This is a genomic window from Herbiconiux sp. J20-20 (assembly GCF_057365085.1).
On record NZ_CP195122.1, the window covers coordinates 2,252,882 to 2,272,303 of the forward strand.

The 19,422-nt window shown below is 70.3% G+C and carries 20 protein-coding genes; 17 read left to right on the top strand and 3 right to left on the bottom strand.

Annotation, left to right across the window (positions count from 1 at the left end):
• Positions 1 to 43 precede the first annotated feature (43 nt).
• Positions 44 to 1,009 carry a substrate-binding domain-containing protein gene (locus ACR3ZA_RS10925; protein ID WP_473661981.1) on the top strand — a complete coding sequence of 322 codons (966 nt, stop codon included), beginning with the start codon at positions 44 to 46 and terminating at the stop codon, positions 1,007 to 1,009.
• Positions 1,010 to 1,046: 37 nt separating this feature from the next.
• Here the strand turns inward: ACR3ZA_RS10925 and ACR3ZA_RS10930 are convergent, their stop codons facing one another.
• Entirely contained in the window at positions 1,047 to 1,799 is a 753-nt protein-coding gene (locus ACR3ZA_RS10930; RefSeq protein WP_473661982.1) for an FCD domain-containing protein, read from the bottom strand.
• A 143-nt stretch (positions 1,800 to 1,942) separates the two neighbouring features.
• Between ACR3ZA_RS10930 and ACR3ZA_RS10935 the strand changes: the two genes are divergently transcribed.
• The 10 genes from ACR3ZA_RS10935 to glpX all read left to right on the top strand — a co-directional run bounded on the left by ACR3ZA_RS10935 (position 1,943) and on the right by glpX (position 12,440).
• Entirely contained in the window at positions 1,943 to 3,682 is a 1,740-nt protein-coding gene (locus tag ACR3ZA_RS10935) for a dihydroxyacetone kinase family protein (protein WP_473661983.1), read from the top strand.
• Positions 3,675 to 4,145 carry a ribose-5-phosphate isomerase gene (locus ACR3ZA_RS10940; RefSeq protein WP_473661984.1) on the top strand — a complete coding sequence of 157 codons (471 nt, stop codon included), beginning with the start codon at positions 3,675 to 3,677 and terminating at the stop codon, positions 4,143 to 4,145. Before ACR3ZA_RS10935 ends, ACR3ZA_RS10940 begins: the two co-directional genes overlap by 8 nt.
• Positions 4,145 to 4,912 (top strand): triose-phosphate isomerase, encoded by a 768-nt coding sequence (locus tag ACR3ZA_RS10945; protein ID WP_473661985.1) that lies wholly within the window; start codon positions 4,145 to 4,147, stop codon positions 4,910 to 4,912. The genes ACR3ZA_RS10940 and ACR3ZA_RS10945 overlap by 1 nt, the downstream gene beginning before the upstream one ends.
• Positions 4,909 to 5,718, top strand: coding sequence for a TIM barrel protein (locus tag ACR3ZA_RS10950; RefSeq protein WP_473661986.1), 810 nt, complete (start codon positions 4,909 to 4,911; stop codon positions 5,716 to 5,718). The genes ACR3ZA_RS10945 and ACR3ZA_RS10950 overlap by 4 nt, the downstream gene beginning before the upstream one ends.
• The gene (locus ACR3ZA_RS10955) at positions 5,715 to 6,578 is read left to right on the top strand and encodes a phosphogluconate dehydrogenase C-terminal domain-containing protein (protein WP_473661987.1); all 864 of its coding nucleotides are present in this window, start codon (positions 5,715 to 5,717) and stop codon (positions 6,576 to 6,578) included. The genes ACR3ZA_RS10950 and ACR3ZA_RS10955 overlap by 4 nt, the downstream gene beginning before the upstream one ends.
• A 44-nt stretch (positions 6,579 to 6,622) precedes the next feature.
• Positions 6,623 to 7,327 (top strand): FCD domain-containing protein, encoded by a 705-nt coding sequence (locus ACR3ZA_RS10960; RefSeq protein WP_473661988.1) that lies wholly within the window; start codon positions 6,623 to 6,625, stop codon positions 7,325 to 7,327.
• A 112-nt stretch (positions 7,328 to 7,439) separates the two neighbouring features.
• Positions 7,440 to 8,882 carry a four-carbon acid sugar kinase family protein gene (locus ACR3ZA_RS10965; protein WP_473661989.1) on the top strand — a complete coding sequence of 481 codons (1,443 nt, stop codon included), beginning with the start codon at positions 7,440 to 7,442 and terminating at the stop codon, positions 8,880 to 8,882.
• Between the two features lie 20 nt (positions 8,883 to 8,902).
• Entirely contained in the window at positions 8,903 to 9,802 is a 900-nt protein-coding gene (locus ACR3ZA_RS10970; protein ID WP_473661990.1) for an NAD(P)-binding domain-containing protein, read from the top strand.
• Between the two features lie 49 nt (positions 9,803 to 9,851).
• Positions 9,852 to 11,300, top strand: a complete 1,449-nt coding sequence (locus ACR3ZA_RS10975) for a GntP family transporter (protein ID WP_473661991.1) — start codon at positions 9,852 to 9,854, stop codon at positions 11,298 to 11,300.
• Positions 11,301 to 11,444: 144 nt separating this feature from the next.
• Positions 11,445 to 12,440: a class II fructose-bisphosphatase gene (gene glpX, locus ACR3ZA_RS10980; RefSeq protein ID WP_473661992.1), complete on the top strand. Its 996-nt coding sequence runs from the start codon at positions 11,445 to 11,447 to the stop codon at positions 12,438 to 12,440.
• Between the two features lie 3 nt (positions 12,441 to 12,443).
• On the opposite strand, the gene ACR3ZA_RS10985 is transcribed toward glpX, so the two are convergent.
• A complete protein-coding gene (locus tag ACR3ZA_RS10985) occupies positions 12,444 to 13,775 on the bottom strand; it encodes a DNA recombination protein RmuC (RefSeq protein ID WP_473661993.1) in 1,332 nt (443 codons plus the stop codon).
• Between the two features lie 116 nt (positions 13,776 to 13,891).
• Between ACR3ZA_RS10985 and ACR3ZA_RS10990 the strand changes: the two genes are divergently transcribed.
• From ACR3ZA_RS10990 to ACR3ZA_RS11000, 3 genes are all read left to right on the top strand, one after another.
• Positions 13,892 to 15,385: a CoA-acylating methylmalonate-semialdehyde dehydrogenase gene (locus ACR3ZA_RS10990; RefSeq protein ID WP_473661994.1), complete on the top strand. Its 1,494-nt coding sequence runs from the start codon at positions 13,892 to 13,894 to the stop codon at positions 15,383 to 15,385.
• A 4-nt stretch (positions 15,386 to 15,389) separates the two neighbouring features.
• Positions 15,390 to 15,860: a hypothetical protein gene (locus ACR3ZA_RS10995; RefSeq protein ID WP_473661995.1), complete on the top strand. Its 471-nt coding sequence runs from the start codon at positions 15,390 to 15,392 to the stop codon at positions 15,858 to 15,860.
• A gap of 70 nt (positions 15,861 to 15,930) precedes the next feature.
• Positions 15,931 to 16,722 (top strand): SDR family oxidoreductase, encoded by a 792-nt coding sequence (locus ACR3ZA_RS11000; RefSeq protein WP_473661996.1) that lies wholly within the window; start codon positions 15,931 to 15,933, stop codon positions 16,720 to 16,722.
• Positions 16,723 to 16,735: 13 nt separating this feature from the next.
• Here the strand turns inward: ACR3ZA_RS11000 and ACR3ZA_RS11005 are convergent, their stop codons facing one another.
• Positions 16,736 to 17,326 carry an exonuclease domain-containing protein gene (locus ACR3ZA_RS11005; RefSeq protein ID WP_473661997.1) on the bottom strand — a complete coding sequence of 197 codons (591 nt, stop codon included), beginning with the start codon at positions 17,324 to 17,326 and terminating at the stop codon, positions 16,736 to 16,738.
• Positions 17,327 to 17,386: 60 nt separating this feature from the next.
• Here ACR3ZA_RS11005 and ACR3ZA_RS11010 point away from each other — a divergent pair, with 60 nt between their 5' ends.
• The 3 genes from ACR3ZA_RS11010 to ACR3ZA_RS11020 are packed head-to-tail and all read left to right on the top strand — an operon-like array spanning position 17,387 to position 19,403.
• Positions 17,387 to 17,944 (top strand): hypothetical protein, encoded by a 558-nt coding sequence (locus tag ACR3ZA_RS11010; RefSeq protein WP_473661998.1) that lies wholly within the window; start codon positions 17,387 to 17,389, stop codon positions 17,942 to 17,944.
• A 21-nt stretch (positions 17,945 to 17,965) separates the two neighbouring features.
• Positions 17,966 to 19,042, top strand: a complete 1,077-nt coding sequence (ychF, locus tag ACR3ZA_RS11015; RefSeq protein ID WP_473661999.1) for a redox-regulated ATPase YchF — start codon at positions 17,966 to 17,968, stop codon at positions 19,040 to 19,042.
• The gene (locus ACR3ZA_RS11020; RefSeq protein WP_473662000.1) at positions 19,035 to 19,403 is read left to right on the top strand and encodes a zinc ribbon domain-containing protein YjdM; all 369 of its coding nucleotides are present in this window, start codon (positions 19,035 to 19,037) and stop codon (positions 19,401 to 19,403) included. Before ychF ends, ACR3ZA_RS11020 begins: the two co-directional genes overlap by 8 nt.
• The last annotated feature ends 19 nt before the right edge of the window (positions 19,404 to 19,422 follow it).

Sequence of the window (19,422 nt, forward strand, 5' to 3'; positions counted from 1 at the left end):
CGACGTCGATCGGCACCAGGAGACACACGAAGGGATCCACCACATGTTGAAGCGGAAGATCATTGCCGCCGTCGCCACGGCGGCACTCGCGGGCGTCGCGCTCGTCGGGTGCGCCGCTGGCGACTCCGGCGAGGGCACCGACGGCGGACTGATCGCCATCATCACGCCGTCGCAGGAGAACCCGTTCTTCAAGGCGGAGGCCGACGCAGCGCAGGCCGAAGCAGAGAAGCTCGGCTACAGCACCTCCGTCGCCTCGCACGATGACGACCCCAACAAGCAGAGTGAGCTCATCGACGCGGCCATCAGCCAGGGCGCGAAGGCGATCATTCTCGACAACGCCGGAGCCGACGCCTCGATCGGACCGGTGCAGAAGGCCGAAGACGCGGGCATCCCCGTGTTCCTCATCGACCGCGAGATCAACGAGACCGGCATCGCGCACGCACAGATCGTGGCCAACAACGCGCAGGGCGCGGCGGCGGTCGCCGAGGAGTTCGTGGCGGCGCTGCCCGATGGCGGCAACTACATCGAGCTGACCGGCAAGGAGTCGGACACCAACGCCGGTGTTCGCTCGGAGGCGTACGCCAGCGTGATCTCGCAGTACCCGAACCTCGTGCGCGTGGCGCAGGAGACGGCGAACTGGAGTCAGGATGAGGCCTTCACCAAGGTGGAGACGCTGCTCCAGCGCGACTCCAACGTGCAGGGCATCATCGCGGGCAACGACACGATGGCACTCGGCGCCCTGGCGGCGGTCGAGGCGGCAGGCCTCCTCGACCAGATCAAGATCGTCGGTTTCGACGGCAGCCCCGACGCGGTCGCCGCGATCAAGGCGGGCAAGCTCGTCGCCACCGGCCTTCAGCCGGCGGTGCTGATTGCTCAGCTCGCGGTGCAGCAGGCGGACTCGTACCTGACGACCGGTGACACCGGCGCTGAGGAGAAGCAGTCGATCGACTGCGTCGTCATCAACGCCGCGAACGCCGACAAGTACACGCTGTTCGGCCTGGAGGACTAGCAGTGCGGCCCCGATCGGGTGCGGCGCCCGCGTGCGCTCACTCGGTCGGGGTCCCCGGCCCCATCGACTGGGCGAGCCGGTTTCCGGCCGTCAGCATGTGGGCCGCCATCGCCGACGCGGCGCGATCGCCGTCGCGGTCCGCGATCGCCTCGTAGACAGCCGTGTGCTCCTCGATCGCCGCGCGGGCGTGCGTGCGGTCGGTGACCGCACGATCCACCCACACCCGCAGGAGCGATCGGATGATCTGCAGCAGGTCGAGCAGCACCGTGTTGCCGGTGGCGGATGCGAGTTCATGGTGGAACTGAAGATCGGCCTCGACGAACGCGCCGAGATCGGTGTCGACGGCCGCTCGCATCTTCGCGAGATGGTGCCCCAGCTGCTCGACCGACTCGTCGGTGAGGCGCTCGGCGGCGAGCCGCGCGGCGTAGATCTCGAGGGCACCGCGCACCTCGATGAGTTCGGTGGTGCTGCGCTCGCCGATCATCATTCCCCAGCCGAGGCTCTGCGGAAGCAGCTCGCTCGTGCTGCCGTGCAGATAGGTGCCGGAGCCCGGGCGCACGTCGACGACGCCCAGGATCTCCAGGGCGGCGAGCGCCTCGCGGACGGCCGAGCGTCCCACACCGAGGCTGGCGGCGAGCTGGCGCTCCGGGGGAAGGCGCGTGCCTGCGGGGATGTCACCGCTCGTGAACAGCTCCATGAGCCGCGTGGCGACACCCGAGACGGGGGTCCCCGCCGGGAGTCCCGCGAGTCGTGCGGAGATCTCCGTCGCGTCGTCAGCAAAGGCAGGCATGCGGCGAGCATAGCGACGGATCGGATGAATTCCGGGGTGGCGCGCAGACTGGTCAACCGGTTGATATGCTGGGGATGCACCACCCGGCCGGACTTGCACCGAATGAGCACCGTCAACGCCGACACCGCCTCGAGGAGAACCACATGACCCGCCTGTTCAACGACCCGGCGGCATTCGCGGACGAGATGATCGAAGGATTCGTCGCCGCGAACGGCCGTCACGTGCGTGCCGTGCCCGGCGGCGTGATTCGTGCCACGCGAAGCGAGCCGGGCACCGTCGCCGTCGTCATCGGCGGCGGCTCCGGCCACTACCCGGCGTTCGGCGGACTCGTCGGGCCGGGGCTCGCGAGCGGTGCCGCGATGGGAAATCTCTTCGCCTCGCCGTCCGCCCAGCAGGTGCACTCGGTGGCGGCTGCCGCCCACCGCGGCGGCGGCGTGCTGCTCAGCTACGGCAACTACGCCGGCGACGTGCTCCATTTCGATCAGGCGCAGGAGCGCCTGCGCGCCGACGGCATCGACACGCGCACCGTCGTCGTCACCGACGACATCTCGAGCGCGCCGCGCACCGAACGGCACAAGCGCCGCGGCATCGCCGGGGATCTGACCGTCTTCAAGGTCGCCTCGGCGGCCGCCGACGCGGGCGCCTCACTCGACGAGGTCGCCCGCCTCGCCGCGCACACCAACGACCGAACCCGCAGCTTCGGCGTCGCGTTCAGCGGATGCACGCTGCCGGGCGCTGGCGAACCGCTGTTCACCGTGCCCGAGGGGCGCATGGCGGTCGGGCTCGGCATCCACGGGGAACCGGGCATCGACGAGACCGACGTGCCGACCGCCGACGAGCTCGCCGCCCTCTACGTCGAGACGCTTCTCGGCGAGCTGCCCGAGGGCATCACGTCGCCGCGCGGCGCCCGCGTCGTGCCCATCCTCAACGGTCTCGGATCAGTCAAGTACGAAGAGCTCTTCGTGGTCTATCGACGGATCGCCGCACTGCTGGACGACGCCGGCATCGTCGTCGTCGACCCGCAGGTCGGCGAGTTCTGCACGAGCTTCGACATGGCGGGCGCCTCCCTCACGCTGCTCTGGCTCGACGACGAGCTCGAGCCGCTCTGGCTCGCCGCGTGCGAGAGCCCCGCGTTCCGCACCGGATCCGTCGGCGCGATCGAACTGATCGACGAGGCGGAGGTCGTGGCCGCCACGGCCGTCGAGATCCCCGAGTCCACCGCCGAATCCCGAGAGGTGTCGGCACGCGTCGTCGATGCCCTGCGAGCGCTGGAGCGCGTCGTCGACGACAACGCGGCCGAGCTCGGTCGCATCGATGCGGTCGCCGGTGACGGCGACCACGGCATCGGCATGCAGCGCGGAGCGCACGCCGCCCGCGCGGCGGCCGAGGCGGCGCTCGCCGCGCAGGCGGGTGCGCAGACGGCGCTCGAGCGCGCGGCCGACGCCTGGGCCAACCGGGCCGGCGGAACCTCGGGTGCGCTGTGGGGGGTGGCGCTGCGGGCCGTCGCCGCGGAGCTGGGCGACCGGGCCGTTCCCGGCGCTGCCGACGTGGCGCGTGGTGTCGCCGCCGCACGCGACGGCATCATGCGCTTCGGCAAGGCCGAGGTGGGCGACAAGACCATGGTCGACGCGCTCGTGCCGTTCGCGACGACGCTGTCGCAGCAGGTCGAGGCGGGCCTCGGGCTCGCCGCCGCGTGGCGCGAGGCCGCGGAGGTGTCGACGGCGGCGGCCGCAGCCACCGCCGACCTGCTGCCCCGCATGGGTCGAGCGCGGCCCCACGCCGAGAAGAGCCTCGGGACCCCGGATGCCGGAGCCCACTCCTTCGCCCTCATCGCGACCGCGATCGCCGGCGTCCTCACCGATCGAAAGGATTCCCATGCCTGAGCCCCTGCGCATCGTCGTCGGCTGCGACGACGCCGGATACGAGTACAAGGAGATCCTCAAGAAGGATCTTCAGGCCAGCGAGCTGGTGGCCTCCGTCGTGGACGTCGGAGTCGATGCCGAGGGGCACACGGCCTACCCGAAGGTCGCGATCGAGGCCGCCGAGATGGTTCGACGGGGGGAGGCGGACCGCGCGCTCCTGGTGTGCGGAACCGGGCTCGGCGTGGCGATCAGCGCGAACAAGGTGCCCGGCATCCGCGCCGTCACGGCGCACGACTCGTTCAGCGTCGAGCGCTCGGTGCTCAGCAACAACGCGCAGGTGCTGTGCTTCGGTCAGCGCGTCGTCGGCATCGAGCTGGCACGCCGGCTCGCCCGCGAGTGGCTGACCTACCGCTTCGACACGAGCAGCGCGAGCGCCGAGAAGGTCGCCCTGATCGGGGAGTACGAGAGCACCGGGTCCTGCTGATGATTGTTCCTGTCACGGTCGCCGTCAGCCTGAAGGCGTACTTCGGCCACCGCGAGGCGCGCGACTGGCTGGCGCATGTCGCCGACATCGCCGCCGCGCACCCGGCCGTGGCATCGAACGCGGTCGAGCTGATCGTGGTGCCCTCCTACCTCGCGGCGCTGCCCGCGCTGGAGGCGCTCTCCGGCACGCGCGCCCGAGTCGGAGTGCAGGATGTCTCCGCCGAGGAGGCGGGGCCGTTCACCGGTGAAGTGACCGCGGCCGAGCTCGCCGAGGTGGGGATCGCGGTCGCCGAGATCGGCCACGCCGAGCGTCGGCGCCTCTATCGCGAAGACGATGCGCTCGTCGCCCGCAAGTGCGCCGCTGCTCTCCGTCACGGTCTCGTGCCGCTCGTCTGCGTCGGCGAGGAGGCGCACGGGTCCGCGGCCGAGGCTGCGGCAGAGGCCGTGCGTCAGCTCTCCGTGGCCTTGGATGACGCGCCCGCGGGGCGCGTGCTCATCGCCTACGAGCCGGTCTGGGCGATCGGGGCTCCCGAGCCCGCGCCGGTCGAGCACATTCGCGCGGTGACGGCGGCGCTCGGTGCGGCGCTCGCCGCGCGGGCGGGCCGGGCGGGCAGCGCCGTGATCTACGGCGGCAGTGCCGGGCCCGGGCTGCTGGCCCGGCTCGACGGCGACGCCGACGGACTGTTCCTCGGGCGCTTCGCCCACGACCCCGCGGCGCTCACCGCCGTTCTCGACGAGGCCGCCGAGCTCGCGGAGGCGCGATCATGATCGGACTCGGCACCTACGCCTTCTTCTGGCACCACCAGAGCACGCTTCCCGATGGGTCGTCCGGTGATCCGATCGACCTTGCCGAGATGCTGCGGCGCACCCGCGCGCTCGAGGTCGACGTGTTCCAGATCTGCGACTACCTCCCGCTGCTCGGATTCTCGGCCGCCGAGCTGCGCACGCTGAAGGCCACGGCCGATGACCTCGGCATCCGCCTCGAGCTCGGAACCAAGGGGGTCGCGCCCGATCACCTGGTGACATTCCTGAATCTCGCCGACGCTCTCGGGGTCGAGGTCGTGCGCAGCATGCTGTTCGCCCCCGACTCGCGCCCGACGATCGCGGAGGCTGAGCGGATGCTGCGCCTCGCGCTCCCGGCCTTCGAGGACGCCGGGGTCGACCTCGCCCTCGAGACCTACGAGCAGGTGCCCAGCGCCGACCTCGTGTCGCTGGTCGAGACGGTGGCGAGCCCGCGTCTCGGAATCTGCCTCGATCCGGGCAACGGCGTCGCCGCGCTCGAGAACCCGCGCGACATCGTCGAGCGCTGCGCCCCGCACGTCAAGAACCTGCACGTCAAGGACTTCGCGTTCCAACGGCAGCCCGGCTGGGTCGGGTTCACCTTCGCGGGTGCCCTGCTCGGCGAAGGACTGCTCGACTACGACCACCTCATGACGACCGTCGACCCGGAGTCGCGCGGCGTCAACCGCATCGTGGAGCACTGGCTGCCCTACACCGGCTCGCTCGGCGAGACACTCACCCTCGAAGACGCGTGGACCGCCCACAGCGTTGCCTACCTCAAGGAGCACTCATGACCAGCACCGTCGAGAACGTCAAGATCGCCGTGATCGGCGCCGGGGGGAAGATGGGGATGCGCGTCTCCAACAACCTCGTGAAGACCGCCCACCCCGTGACCTACAGCGAGGTGTCGCCGGCCGGTCAGGAGCGCGTGACCGGCGCCGGCCGCACGCTGACCGAGGGCAGTGAGGCGGTGCGCGACGCCGATGTTGTCGTGTTCGCTGTTCCCGACCTCGCCCTCAAGGCGGTGACGGCGGAGCTGGTTCCGCTGATGAAGTCGGGCGCGATCGCCCTCACGCTCGACCCGGCGGCCGCCTACGCGGGCCTGCTCACCACGCGGGACGACATCATCCAGGGGGTGACGCACCCGTGCCACCCGTCCGTGTTCGTCGAGCGCTACACCCCTGAGGAGTACGCCGACACCTTCGGCGGCATCGCGGCCAAGCAGGATGCGATCGCGGCCATCGAGTCGGATGACCCGGCCAAGCGGGACATGCTCGAGACCGTCGTGCGGGTGATCTTCGCGCCCGTCGTCGACGTGCACTGGGTGACCGTCAAGCAGCTCGCTCAGCTCGAGCCGACCCTCGTTGAGACCATTGCCTGCATGGTGGGCGCGCTGCTCAAGGAGTCCCTCGACGAAGCCGTCAACACGATGGGCGTTCCGGAGCCCGCAGCGCGAGCGATCCTGCTCGGACACACCCAGGTCGCCCTCGCCAACACGCTCAAGGGCGACAACCCGTTCAGCGACGCCTGCCTGATCGCGATGGACTACGGCAAGGAGGCGATCATCAAGGAGGATTGGAAGAAGGTGTTCAGCGACGAGGAGCTCGACAAGAACCTCGCGCGCATGCTGCATCTCGACCACATCGAGCGCTAGATACACTGGGCGCGATTCGATCGGCGCGCGGGAGGTGGCAGGCAGTGGCACGGAAATCGCTCGTAAGCGTGGTCGCGGATGCGCTGCTGGACCAGATCGTCAGCGGCGAGCTCGCCGTCGATGACGCGCTGCCGACGGAGGCGGTGCTCTGTGAGACCTACGACGTCAGCCGGATGACGGTGCGCGAGGCACTGAAGACCCTGCAGGCGCAGAACGTCGTGCGGGTGGTTCCCGGGCGCGGCACCTACGTGACTCCCGTCTCGCAGTGGACCGACGTCGCGCCGGTGCTGCGGATAGCGTCGCACGGCGCGGACAAGGGTGAGACGTCGCTGCAGCTGGTCGAGGTGCGCCGCATGATCGAGACCGGCTCGGCGGCACTGGCCGCGACGCGGCGCACCGAGGCGGATCTGGCCGCCCTCGACGGTCACCTCGCCGAGATGCGCCGGGCGCATGAGGCGAACGACCTCGAGGCGTTCGTCGCGGCCGACATCGCCTTCCACGAGGTCATCTTCCATGCCACGGGCAATGTCTTCGTCGGGGTGATCTTCGACCCTCTCGCGCGCGTGATGCGGGAGAAGCGCGAGCAGACCTCGGCGGTGCCCCAGATCCAGGCCAACGCGATCGCCCAGCACACCGCCGTGCTGGAGGCGGTGACGTCGGGGGACGCCGAGCGCGCGCGCATCGCGATGGATGCGCACATGACGCAGACCTCGGATGATCTGCGCCACTACGTGCTCGCCAACTCCTAGCCGGTCTGCGCGCACGGGCCGCGCCCGCCGCATCCGCCCGCTCGGATGCCGGGCTTGACTTCGTCATGCTTCGCAATAAGATGTCTGACATCAGACTACAAGGGAGTATGTGATGGTCACCGAGCACGACCTCCTCGCCGGGTATCCCCGCGAGACGGAGATCGATCCGCAGCAGGTCGCCGACCAGGCCGTGGCCGCCGCCTCCGTTCTCGTCGTCCTCGACGACGACCCCACCGGCACCCAGTCCGTTGCCGGACTCCCGGTGCTGACCGCGTGGGAGCCGGACGATTTCGCCTGGGCCTTCCGCCAGAGCGCCCCCGCCGTCTACGTGCTCACCAACACGCGCAGCCTGGCCGAGGACACCGCGGCCGAGCGCAACCAGCAGATCGTCGTGAACGCGCTGGCCGCCGCCGAGCGCAGCGGCGTGTCGGTCTCGTTCGCGAGCCGCAGCGACTCGACGCTGCGTGGGCACTACCCGCTCGAGACGGATGTGCTCGCCGCCACCGCGTTCGATGTCACCGGTCGCGCCGTCGACGCCGTCATCATCGTTCCCGCGTTCCCCGATGCCGGGCGCATCACCATCGACTCCGTCCACTACATGCGCACCGCCGACGGCCTCACTCCGGTCGCCGAGACGGAGTTCGCGCGAGACGCCACCTTCGGCTTCGCCCACTCCGACCTGCGCGCCTACGTCGAAGAGAAGTCGGCCGGTCGCTGGAAGGCCGACGGCGTCACCGCCCTCACCCTCGACATCGTGCGCGGTGGAGCCGAAGGCATCGCCGACGTGCTGGCCGGGCTCAGCGACTCCGCTCCCGTCGTGGTCGACATCGTGACGGAGAACGATCTGCGCGCCCTCGCGCTCGGTCTCGCCGCCGCCGAGGCTGCGGGCAAGAACCTGCTCTACCGGGTCGGCCCGCCGTTCGTGCGGGCCCGTGTCGGCCAGGCACCGCACGCGCCGCTGACCGCGACCGACGTCTACGGCGATGCCGGCTCGGACGCCGTCGGAGGCCTCATCGTGGTGGGCTCGCATGTGGGGCTCACGACCCGCCAGCTCGACCGGCTCACCGCTCGTCAGCCGCTCGCGCGCATCGCCGAGATCGATGTCGAGCGCGTCCTCGATGAGAACGCCGCCGAAGGCCACATCGCGGGCCTCGTCGCCGACATCGTCTCGAGCCTCGGCGAGGGCGACGTGGTCGTCCACACCAGCCGACTGCTGCGCCGCACCGACAATGCGGACGAGAGCCTCGAGATCTCACGCCGAGTCTCGGCGGCCGTCGTCGACCTCGTGCAGCGCGTGCTCGCGGCTCGCCCGCCGCGCTTCGTGATCGCGAAGGGCGGGATCACCTCCAGCGACGTCGCCGCACACGGCCTGAGCATCCGCCACGCGATCGTGCGCGGCCCCATGCTTCCCGGGCTGGTGTCGCTGTGGGAGCCGGTCGACGGCCCCGCCAAGGGCATTCCGTACATCGTGTTCGCCGGCAACGTCGGCGATGACGAGTCGCTCGCCGACGTCGTCCGCATCCTGTCCCACACCTCCGTGCCCGTCGCGGCCTGAACCTCACGAGAAGAGAAACCATGTCAACGTCGACCCCCTACACCGTCGCCGCGCTCGGACTCGGCGCCATGGGACTGCCCATGGCGACGCGCCTGGCCAGCCAGCTCAGCGTCAACGGCTTCGACATCGCCCCCGCGCGACTCGAACTCGCCGAAGCCGCAGGCATCACGCCGCACACCAGCGCCGCGAGCGCGGTGAGCGGGGCGGATGCGGTGCTGCTGGCGGTCCGCAACGGCGAGCAGCTGCGAGAGGTGCTCTTCGGCTCGGCCGGGATCGCCGCGTCGCTCAGTGCCGGCGCCGTCGTGATCATGACGAGCACGGTCGGAATCGACGACGTCATCGACGTCGCCGCGCGGCTTGCCGACCTCGGAATCCAGCTCGTCGACGCGCCGCTGTCCGGAGGACCGGCTCGCGCGGGCCAGGGCGATCTGCTCATCGTCGTCGGCGCCGAGCCGAGCGCGCGGGAGCGGGCGATGCCGGTGCTCGAGCGCCTCGCCTCGACCCTGACGATCATCGGCGACAAGCCGGGCGACGGCCAGGCCTTCAAGACCGTCAACCAGCTGCTCTGCGGCGTTCACATCGCCGCCGCGGCGGAGGCGCTCGCACTCGCCGACCGGCTCGGACTCGACACCGAGAAGACTCTGGAGACGCTCGCGGCCGGCGCCGCCGGCTCGTTCATGCTCGCCAACCGCGGGCCGCGCATGCTCGAGGCCTACCGCGATGGCGGAGCCGAGGTGCTCAGCCGCCTCGACATCTTCGTCAAGGACATGGGCATCGTCACCAGTGCCGCACGCACCGCGGGCCTTCCGACGCCGGTGGCGTCGGCCGCGGAGCAGCTCTACCTTCTCGGCGCCGCTCAGGGCTCGGCGGCGCTCGATGACTCGGCCGTGATCACCGTGATCGCGCCCACCACGACCTGATCCGACAGCACCACCCTTCATCAACCGAAAGTCAAAGGAGACACCCCGCATGGATACCCCTGTCCTTCTCGGCATTGCGGCAGCAGGAATCGCCCTGCTGCTGGTGCTGATCATCAAGTTCAAGGTGCAGGCCTTCGTGGCGCTGCTGCTCGTGAGCCTGCTCGTCGGCCTTGCCGCGGGCATTCCGCTCACCACGGTCGCGGCGACGGAGGACACCCCCGAGCGGCTCGGCATCATTCAGGCGATCGTCGCCGGCATGGGCGGCACGCTCGGCTCGGTCGCGATCCTCGTGGCGCTCGGCGCCATGCTGGGCCGCCTGATCGAAGTCTCCGGCGGCGCCTCCAGCCTCGCCGGCCGCTTCACCTCGCTGCTCGGACCGAAGCGCGTCTCGGCCGCGCTGACCGCCGCGGCCCTCGTGCTGGCGATCCCGGTCTTCTTCGACGTCGGCTTCATCATCCTGGTGCCGATCATCTACGGCTTCTGCAAGGCGGCCGGCGTCAACCCGGTGAAGTTCGGGCTGCCCGTCGCAGGCATCATGCTCGCCGTCCACGTGGCCGTGCCGCCGCACCCGGGCATCGTCGGCGGTGCCGCGCTGCTGGGCGCGGACCTCGGCTGGGTGACGATCATCGGCCTCGCGGTCGCGATTCCGCTCGGTGTGCTCGCGCACTACGTCGCGAAGTTCCTGAACCGTCGCGAGTTCACGATGCTTCCGGCGACCGCCGCGCAGTTCGCCGCCTTCGGCTCGGAGTCGACGGAGCCGACCGGCGGTTCCGGCTCGGGACGCACGGGCACGCTCACCAAGACCGAGGCGCCGCCGACCGCGGGCACCATCCTCACGCTCATCCTCGTGCCGCTCGCGCTCATCATGCTCGGCACCGTGGCGACCACGGTGCTGCCCGCTGGCGACGCGATGCGTCCGTTCTTCGCCTTCATCGGCTCGCCGGTGTTCGCGCTGCTTGTCGCGCTCGTGCTCGCGTTCTTCCTGCTGACGGTGCGCCGCGGCTGGTCGCTGGCGCACACGGGACAGGTCATGGAGGCGGCGCTGCCGCCCGCCGCGATCGTCATCCTCGTCACCGGTGCCGGCGGCGCGTTCGCGCGCATCCTCACCGAGAGCGGTGTCGGCAAGGCTCTCGCCGACACGATGGCCTCGACCGGCCTGCCGATCCTCGTGCTCGGCTTCCTCGTCGCGCTCGTGCTGCGCGCCTCGCAGGGCTCGGCGACGGTCGCGATCCTCACCACGGGAGGCCTGCTGGCCGCGACGGTGGCCGACGGGGAGTTCTCGGTCGTGCAGGTCGCGCTCATCGCCATGGCGATCGCGTTCGGCGCGCTCGGCCTCTCGCACGTCAACGACTCCGGCTTCTGGGTGGTCACGCGCTACCTCGGGCTGAGCGTCGCCGACGGACTGCGCACCTGGACCGTGCTCACCACCGTTCTCGGCGTCGCGGGCTTCCTGCTCGTGAGCCTGCTCTGGGCCGTGGTGAGTGCCGCGGGGCTCTGACCCGCATCACCCCTGAGGGGGTGCGTCGGCCACCACCGGCGCACCCTCTCGCTCGTGCCCGGCCCGCAGCCCGATAGGCTGGAGGAGCGCGTTCGCCACCATCGCGCATCCCCGCCCTTTCACGACGACGAAAACGGATGCCCCATGGTGACCACCGAAACCGGAACTCTGTTCCTCCACCCCGACCGCAACCTCGCGATGGAGCTGGTGCGCGCGACCGAGGCCGCCGCCATCCGCGCGACCCCGTTCATCGGTCACGGCGACAAGCTGGGCGCCGATGGTGCGGCGGTGGATGCGATGCGCAAGTTCCTCGGCACGGTCAACTTCGCCGGCACCGTCGTCATCGGCGAGGGAGAGAAGGACAAGGCACCGATGCTGTTCAACGGCGAGGTCGTCGGCAACGGCCGCGGCCCGGCCTGCGACATCGCGGTGGACCCGATCGACGGCACCTCGCTCACCGCCTCCGGTCGACGCAACGCGATCTCGATGATCGCCGCAGCCGACCGCGGCTCGATGCTCGACGCGTCGAGTGTGTTCTACATGGACAAGATCGTGGGCGGACCCGAGGCGATCGGCGTCGTCGACATCCGACAGTCGGTCGCCGAGAACGTGCGCGCGATCGCGAAGGCGAAGGGCAAGAGCGTCGCCGAGATCCAGGTCGGCGTGCTCGACCGGCCGCGCCACGAGGGGCTGATCGCCGAGATCCGTGCCGCGGGCGCGGGCACGCGACTGCTGCTCGATGGCGATGTCGCCGGCGGCATCGACGCGGCCAGCTACGACGGACGCCTCGACCTCTGCATCGGCACCGGCGGCAGCCCGGAGGGCGTCGCGACGGCGTGCGCGATCAAGGCGCTCGGCGGACTGATCCAGACGCGCATGGCGCCGCTGGACGACGACGAGAAGCAGCGCGGCCTCGACGCGGGGCTCAAGTTCGACCACGTCTACGAGGCCGACGAGCTCGTCAAGGGCGACAACACCTTCTTCGTCGCGACCGGGGTCACCGACGGCAACCTGGTGGCGGGCGTTCGCCGCAAGGGCCCGATCATCCGCACCGAGTCGATCGTGCTGCGCGCCCGCTCCGGCACGATCCGTCGCATCACGGCCGACCACCTGGTCGAGAAGTGGCTCGACGAGAACTGAGTCTCAGGCCTCGTCGCGCTCGGTGTCGTCGCCCGCTGCGTCGCCGTCGAGCAGTTCGTCGACCAGTTCGACCGCGCTGAGCTGCTTCGGTCGGTCTTCGACGAGCTTCGGCTCGCCGAGCACCTTCGACTCGTCGAGCGCGTCGAGCTTGCGCGCCGTCACCAGCACGCGTGATTCGAGCGAGGACGCGAAGTTGTTGTAGCTCGTCACCGTCGAATCGATCGAGCGGCGCAGCTTCTCGGCGTGCTCGGCGAGGGTCGCCAGCCGGCCGTAGAGCTCGCGGCTCAGGTCGAACAGGCGCTTGGCGTCTTCGGTGAGCACATCCTGCTGCCAGGTGAAGGCGACCGTTTTGAGCACCGCCCAGAAGCTCACCGGGCTCGCCAGGGCGATCCGCTTGCCGAAGGCGTACTCGAGCAGGGTCGGGTCGGCGTCGAGGGCGGTCGAGAGCAGCGACTCGTTGGGGATGAACGCGATCGTGAACTCGGGGCTCGATTCCAGCCCCGACCAGTACGTCTTGGCCGAGAGGGCGTCGACGTGGCTCTTGACCTGCTTGGCGTGCTGGGTGAGCAGGTCGCGGCGCCGCGCCTCCTGCTCGGGGCCGCCGGTGGCGGGGATCGCGGCCGACTCGATGTAGGCGTTGTAGGGCACCTTCGAATCGACGGCGATCGACTTGCCGCCCGGCAGGTTCAGCACCATGTCGGGGCGGCGGGCGCCGGACTCCGAGGTGATGCTCGCCTGGGTCGTGAAGTCGACGCGGTTCAGCAGCCCGGCGGATTCGACCAGCGTGCGCAGCTGCGTCTCGCCCCACACCCCGCGGGTGGCGTTGTTGCGCAGGGCGCTCGCCAGCTGCTCGGCGGTGGCGCGCAGCCGCTCCTCCGATTCGGCGGCGGTCTTCAGCTGCTGGCTCAGCTCGCCGTGCTGCTGTGAGCGCTGCGTCTCGAGCTCGGTCACCTTGGCCTGCATCGTGCGCAGCGTCTCCTGCACCGGGGTGAGAGCCTGCAGCACCTTGCTCTCGGCCTTCGCGTGCTCCTCGCGCTCGCGGCGCTCCACCTCGGTGCGGGTGACGAACTCGCGGTATTGCTCCTGCTGGGCGGCGACCTGCTCGCGCAGGCCCGCTGCGGTCGCCTGCACGCGCGCCAGCTCGGAGCCGAGCTCGGCGCGAAGCGAGGCCTCCTGGGTGCGCAGGTCCGCGAGCGCGGCCTGATGCCGCGCTTCGACCACGCCGCGCGCCTCGCGCGCGGCCGTGGCTCGAGCACGCGTCACGAGCACCCCGATGAGCACACCGACCGCGACACCGAGCAGCAGGCCGACAAGCAGAGCGATGATCGGATCCATGCGCCCATGGTCGCACCCGGTGCCGACACCGCGGCTCGCCGCGGCGGCGCGGGAGCAGCCCGGACGAAACCTGGGAGATAAATGTTCGGGAAATGTTCCGGGCGTAGGCTCACGTCATGACCACGAACATCCTCGATCACTGGGTCGCGGGCGCCGCATTCACCGGCGAATCGACGCGCACCGCCCCCGTCTACAACCCCGCGCGCGGCGTCGTCCAGAAGGACGTGCGTCTCGCCTCCACGGCTGACGTCGATGTCGCCGTCCAGACCGCCAAGGCGGCCCTCCCGGCCTGGGCCGAGGCCAGCTGGGCGAAGCGCCAGCAGGTGCTCTTCGCGTTCCGTGAGATCGTCAACGCGCGCAAGGGCGACCTCGCCGCGATCCTGACCAGCGAGCACGGCAAGGTCACCTCCGACGCGCTCGGCGAGATCGCGCGCGGACTCGAGGTCATCGAGTTCGCCTGCGGCATCCCGCACCTGGCGAAGGGCGAGTTCAGCCAGAACGTCTCCACCGGGGTCGACGTCTACTCGGTGCACGAGCCGGTCGGCGTCGTCGGCATCATCAGCCCCTTCAACTTCCCGGCGATGGTGCCGATGTGGTTCTTCCCGATCGCGATCGCGCTCGGCAACACGGTCGTGCTGAAGCCGAGCGAGAAGGACCCGTCGGCGGCGATCTGGATGGCCGAGGCGCTCAAGGAGGCCGGTCTCCCGGATGGCGTCTTCAACGTGATGCACGGCGACAAGGAGAGCGTGGATGCCCTGCTCACCCACCCCGACATCGCCGCGATCAGCTTCGTCGGCTCGACCCCCATCGCGAAGTACATCTACGAGACGGCCTCGGCCAACGGCAAGCGCGTCCAGGCGCTCGGCGGTGCGAAGAACCACATGCTGGTGCTGCCCGACGCCGACCTCGACCTGGTCGCCGACTCGGCGGTCAACGCGGGCTTCGGCTCGGCAGGTGAGCGCTGCATGGCGATCTCCGTCGTCGTCGCGGTCGAGCCCGTCGCCGACGAGCTGATCGCGAAGGTCACCGAGCGCATGTCGACCCTGAAGGTCGGCGACGGCACCCGCGGCTGCGACATGGGGCCGCTGATCACGAAGGAGCACCGCGACAAGGTCGCGGGCTACCTCGACGTGGCGACGGCCGACGGCGCCGAGATCGTCGTGGATGGCCGCGGCATCGAGGTGGACGGCGAGGCGGACGGCTTCTGGCTCGGCCCGACCCTGGTCGACAAGGTGCCGACGAGCTCCAAGGTCTACACCGACGAGATCTTCGGCCCGGTGCTGAGTGTCGTGCGCGTCGCCTCCTACGAGGAGGGTCTCGCGCTCATCAACTCGAGCCGCTACGGCAACGGCACGGCGATCTTCACCAACGATGGCGGTGCTGCGCGCCGCTTCCAGCGCGAGGTGACGGTCGGCATGGTCGGCATCAACGTGCCGATTCCGGTGCCCGTGGGTTACTTCTCGTTCGGCGGCTGGAAGGACTCGCTGTTCGGCGACACCAAGGCGTACGGGCCGGACGCGATCCACTTCTTCACCCGGCAGAAGGCGATCACCAGCCGCTGGCTCGACCCGAGCCACGGTGGCATCAACCTGGGCTTCCCGCAGAACTGACGTCGTGGATGCGGTGCGCGCCGCGGTCGCGCGCCTCGCCGCCGCGGGCGCAAGTTCGGAGCTCCGGGTCGACCTGGTTCGCGGACGGGGGCTTCGGCGCGGCTCGTGGCGGATGGTGCCGCGCGGAGAGGTCTGGCGGGTGGGCGCCCTCTGTCTCGATGAGACGGGGACGATGTACGCGACGGGCCAGGTGCTGGTCGTGACGCCGCCGACGCATCCCAACTTCCGGTCGAATTCGGCGCTCGAACGCAACGAGCTGCGGCGTCTCGCCGCGCGCGCGGGGATCGCTCCGGGACAGACCATCGTCGTCGGCGCGCGCCCCCTCGACCTGGCGGCCGAGGTGCTCGAGCCTCCGCTCGCGGCGACCGCGGAGGGGGTCGGCGTGGTGTGGGCGGCAGGCGCGACGCCGACGCCGCTCGCGCCGTACCTCGAGGAGCGGGTCGGCCTGCTGCTGGATCCGCCGGGCGCCGACTGACCCGCTCAGCCTGGCGCCGGTCCGCTAGCGTGGCCCACGGGCGACGTCGCGGTCGCCAGGAGGAGGTCGCATGGTCGAGCAGGTCGAGCAGCTGGCGCAACCCTGGGCAGGCCGCAGCGCCGTCGTCACGGGCGGCGGCACCGGAGTCGGAGCCGAGGTGTGCCGCGGGCTGGTCGCGCGCGGTTCGACGCGGATTGCGATCGTCTACTCACGCTCGTCGACGGAGGCGGAGGCGCTCGCCGCGGAGCTCAGCAGCGACACGGTCGAGGCCATCGCGATCAAGGCCGATGTGCGCGACGAGACGGCCGTCCGCTCGCTGTTCGCCGACATCACCGAGCGCTGGGGCGAACTCGACTTCCTGGTCAACAACGCGGGCACCACGCGACTGATCCCTTTCGACGACCTCGACGCCGTCACGGATGACGACTGGGCGAGCGTCGTCGACGTCAACATCAAGGGAGCCTTCTACTGCGCCCGTGCTGCGGCCCCGCTCCTGAAGGTGCGATCCGGCGCCATTGTGAACGTCGCCTCGGTCGCCGGGCACTTCGGCGTCGGCTCGTCGATCCCGTACGGCGTGAGCAAGGCGGGGCTCCTTCAGCTGACGCGAGGCCTGTCGCGTGCTCTCGCTCCCGAGGTTCGCGTGAACTCGGTGTCGCCGGGGTCGATTCGCTCGCGCTGGATGGAGGGGCTGGTCGGCGCCGACACGGCGCAGGCGTCGTGGGAGCGTGAGGCGGCAGAGATTCCTCTGGGCCACGTCGCGACCGCAGCCGACGTCGCGGACGCGGTGCTCGCGCTGCTCGCCGCACGATTCGTCACCGGCGAGGATCTCATCGTCGACGGCGGCAAGCACACCCGGTACTGAGCCGCGGGGTCGGCTAGGAGACGCTGGCCGCCGCGGCTGGCGCCATCACGCCGAGGCGAGCCCCCGAGAGCTCGGCGAGCTGGTCGAGGCTGGCGGCGCCGTGGCGCGCGGCCGCGTGGACCATGATCGCCGCGCACGCTTCCGCATCGGCGAGCGCCTCGTGGTGCGAGAAGTCGTCGAAGCCGGCGGCCAGGGCGACGCTCGGCAGTCGGTACGACTCGAGGTGGTAGGTGCGTCGCGCGACCTGGAGACTGCACAGGTAGCGCAGCTGGGGGATCGCGAGTCCGGTCGCTTCGCAGCCGCCGCGGATCACGCCGATGTCGAAGCCCGCGTTGTGGGCCACCAGGTCGTCGCCGTCGGTGAAGGCGAGCAGGTCATCCAGCTGCTCCGCCCAGCCGGCGGCTCCCGTGACCATGTCGGCGGTGATGCCGTGGATCGTGATGTTCCAGGGGGCGAACTCGTCGTGGCCTGCGGGCGGACGGATCAGCCAGCCGGTCTTGTCGACCACCCGACCGTCGCGCACCTTGACGAGACCGACCGAACAGGCACTGGCGCGTGAACCGTTGGCGGTCTCGAAGTCGATTGCGGTGAAGTCCAGCGGCACGTTCCGACTCTCGCACGCACCGCCGACCTCGGCCGGTGAGCGCGCCGAGAAGGGACGACAATGGAGACGATGGCCTTCTTCCGCAAGCGCGCGCCGCGCAGGATCATCGGGCGCTACCGAGCACCCGCGCCTTCGCCGCGCCCGCCGCTGGCGACGCTGGTGGATGAGGCACGCATGGTCGCGCATGCGGCCGTGCGGATGGCGGTCAAGAATCGCATCATCGTGGTGGCGGCGGGGGAGCGGCGGAGCTTCGATCCGGTGCAGCTGCGGGCGTTCGCGCGCGAGACGCTCGAGCAGCTCGCGCAGCAGCAGCGCGCGGCGGCCGAGTACGAGCGCGCGGGTCAGCACTCCGTCCGCCGTGGCCCGGTGCTCACGGGGCTCGCCGCGGCGCTCGAAGCCGATGCCGTGGATCGCGAGTTCCTGGAGCGAATCGTCGAGCAGGCGCGCGACGCCGCGTGGTCCGAGCTGGCGTCGTCGTTGAGCACCCGACTGGCAGAGGATGCCGCGACGCATCGGCCGGGCCCGAACTATCACGTGGGGCGCGACGAGCGCATCGCCGCGTTCGTGGCGCTCGACCTGCTCGACCTCGCGTACGACCGCGGTGTGACGCTTGAGTGAGCGCCGGTAGGCTCGACCCTCGTGGCTCTCACTATCGGCATCGTCGGACTGCCCAACGTCGGCAAGTCAACGCTCTTCAACGCGCTCACCAAGAACTCCGTGCTCGCGGCGAACTACCCGTTCGCCACGATCGAGCCGAACGTCGGCGTGGTGAACCTGCCCGACCCGCGGCTCGCGAAGCTCGCCGAGATCTTCGGCAGCGAGCGCATCCTGCCGGCTGCCGTGTCGTTCGTTGACATCGCCGGCATCGTGAAGGGCGCCAGTGAGGGGGAGGGGCTTGGCAACCAATTCCTTGCCAACATCCGCGAGGCCGACGCGATCGCCCAGGTGGTGCGCGGATTCGCCGACGACGACGTCGTGCACGTCGCCGGACGGGTGGACCCCGCCTCCGACCTCGAGGTGATCACCACCGAGCTCGCGCTCGCTGACCTGCAGACTCTCGAGAAGGCGATCGCGCGTCTCGAGAAGGAGGTCAAGGGCAAGAAAGCCGACCCGGCGGTGCTGGAGGCGGCGCTCGCCGCGCAGAAGGCGCTCGACGCTGGCACGCCGCTGTCGCGCGCCACCGGTGTCGACCTTGACCTGATCAAGGAGCTCGGGCTGATGACGGCCAAGCCGATCATCTACGTCTTCAACGTCGACGAGGCGGTGCTGACCGACGACGCCAAGAAGGCGGAGCTCGCCGCCGTCGTCGCGCCCGCGCAGGCGGTGTTCCTCGACGCGAAGATCGAGTCCGAGCTGATCGACCTCGACCCGGAGGATGCGGCCGAGCTGCTCGCTTCGACCGGGCAGGAGGAGTCGGGGCTCGACCAGCTGGCGCGCATCGGCTTCGACACCTTGGGCCTTCAGACCTACCTCACGGCGGGCCCGAAGGAGGCGCGCGCCTGGACCATCGGCAAGGGCTGGAAGGCACCGCAGGCGGCGGGCGTCATCCACACCGACTTCGAGAAGGGCTTCATCAAGGCCGAGATCGTCTCCTTCGACGATCTGGTCGCGACCGGGTCGATCGCTGAGGCTCGCGCCAAGGGCAAGGCCCGAATCGAGGGCAAGGACTACGTCATGCAGGACGGCGACGTGGTCGAGTTCCGCTTCAATGTCTGAGGCACTGCCGGCCTGCCCGGCGTGTGCCGAGAGCTACACGTACGAGTCGGGGTCGCTGCTGGTGTGCCCGATGTGCGCTCACGAGTGGATGCTCAGCGCCGAGTCGGGCGATGAAGACGACCCGGCCGAGGCTCCCGCGATCACGGATGCGGTCGGCAACGTCCTCGAAGACGGCGACACCGTCACGATCATCAAAGACCTCAAGGTCAAGGGTGCGGGCGGGGGAGTCGTGAAGGTCGGCACGAAGGTCCGCGGCATCCGCTTGATCTCCGACGGCGTCGGCGATCACGACATCGACGCGAAGGTGCCTGGCTTCGGTCAGATGCAGCTCAAGTCGAGCGTCGTCAAGAAGTCCGCGTAGTCACAGCCCCTCGCGAACT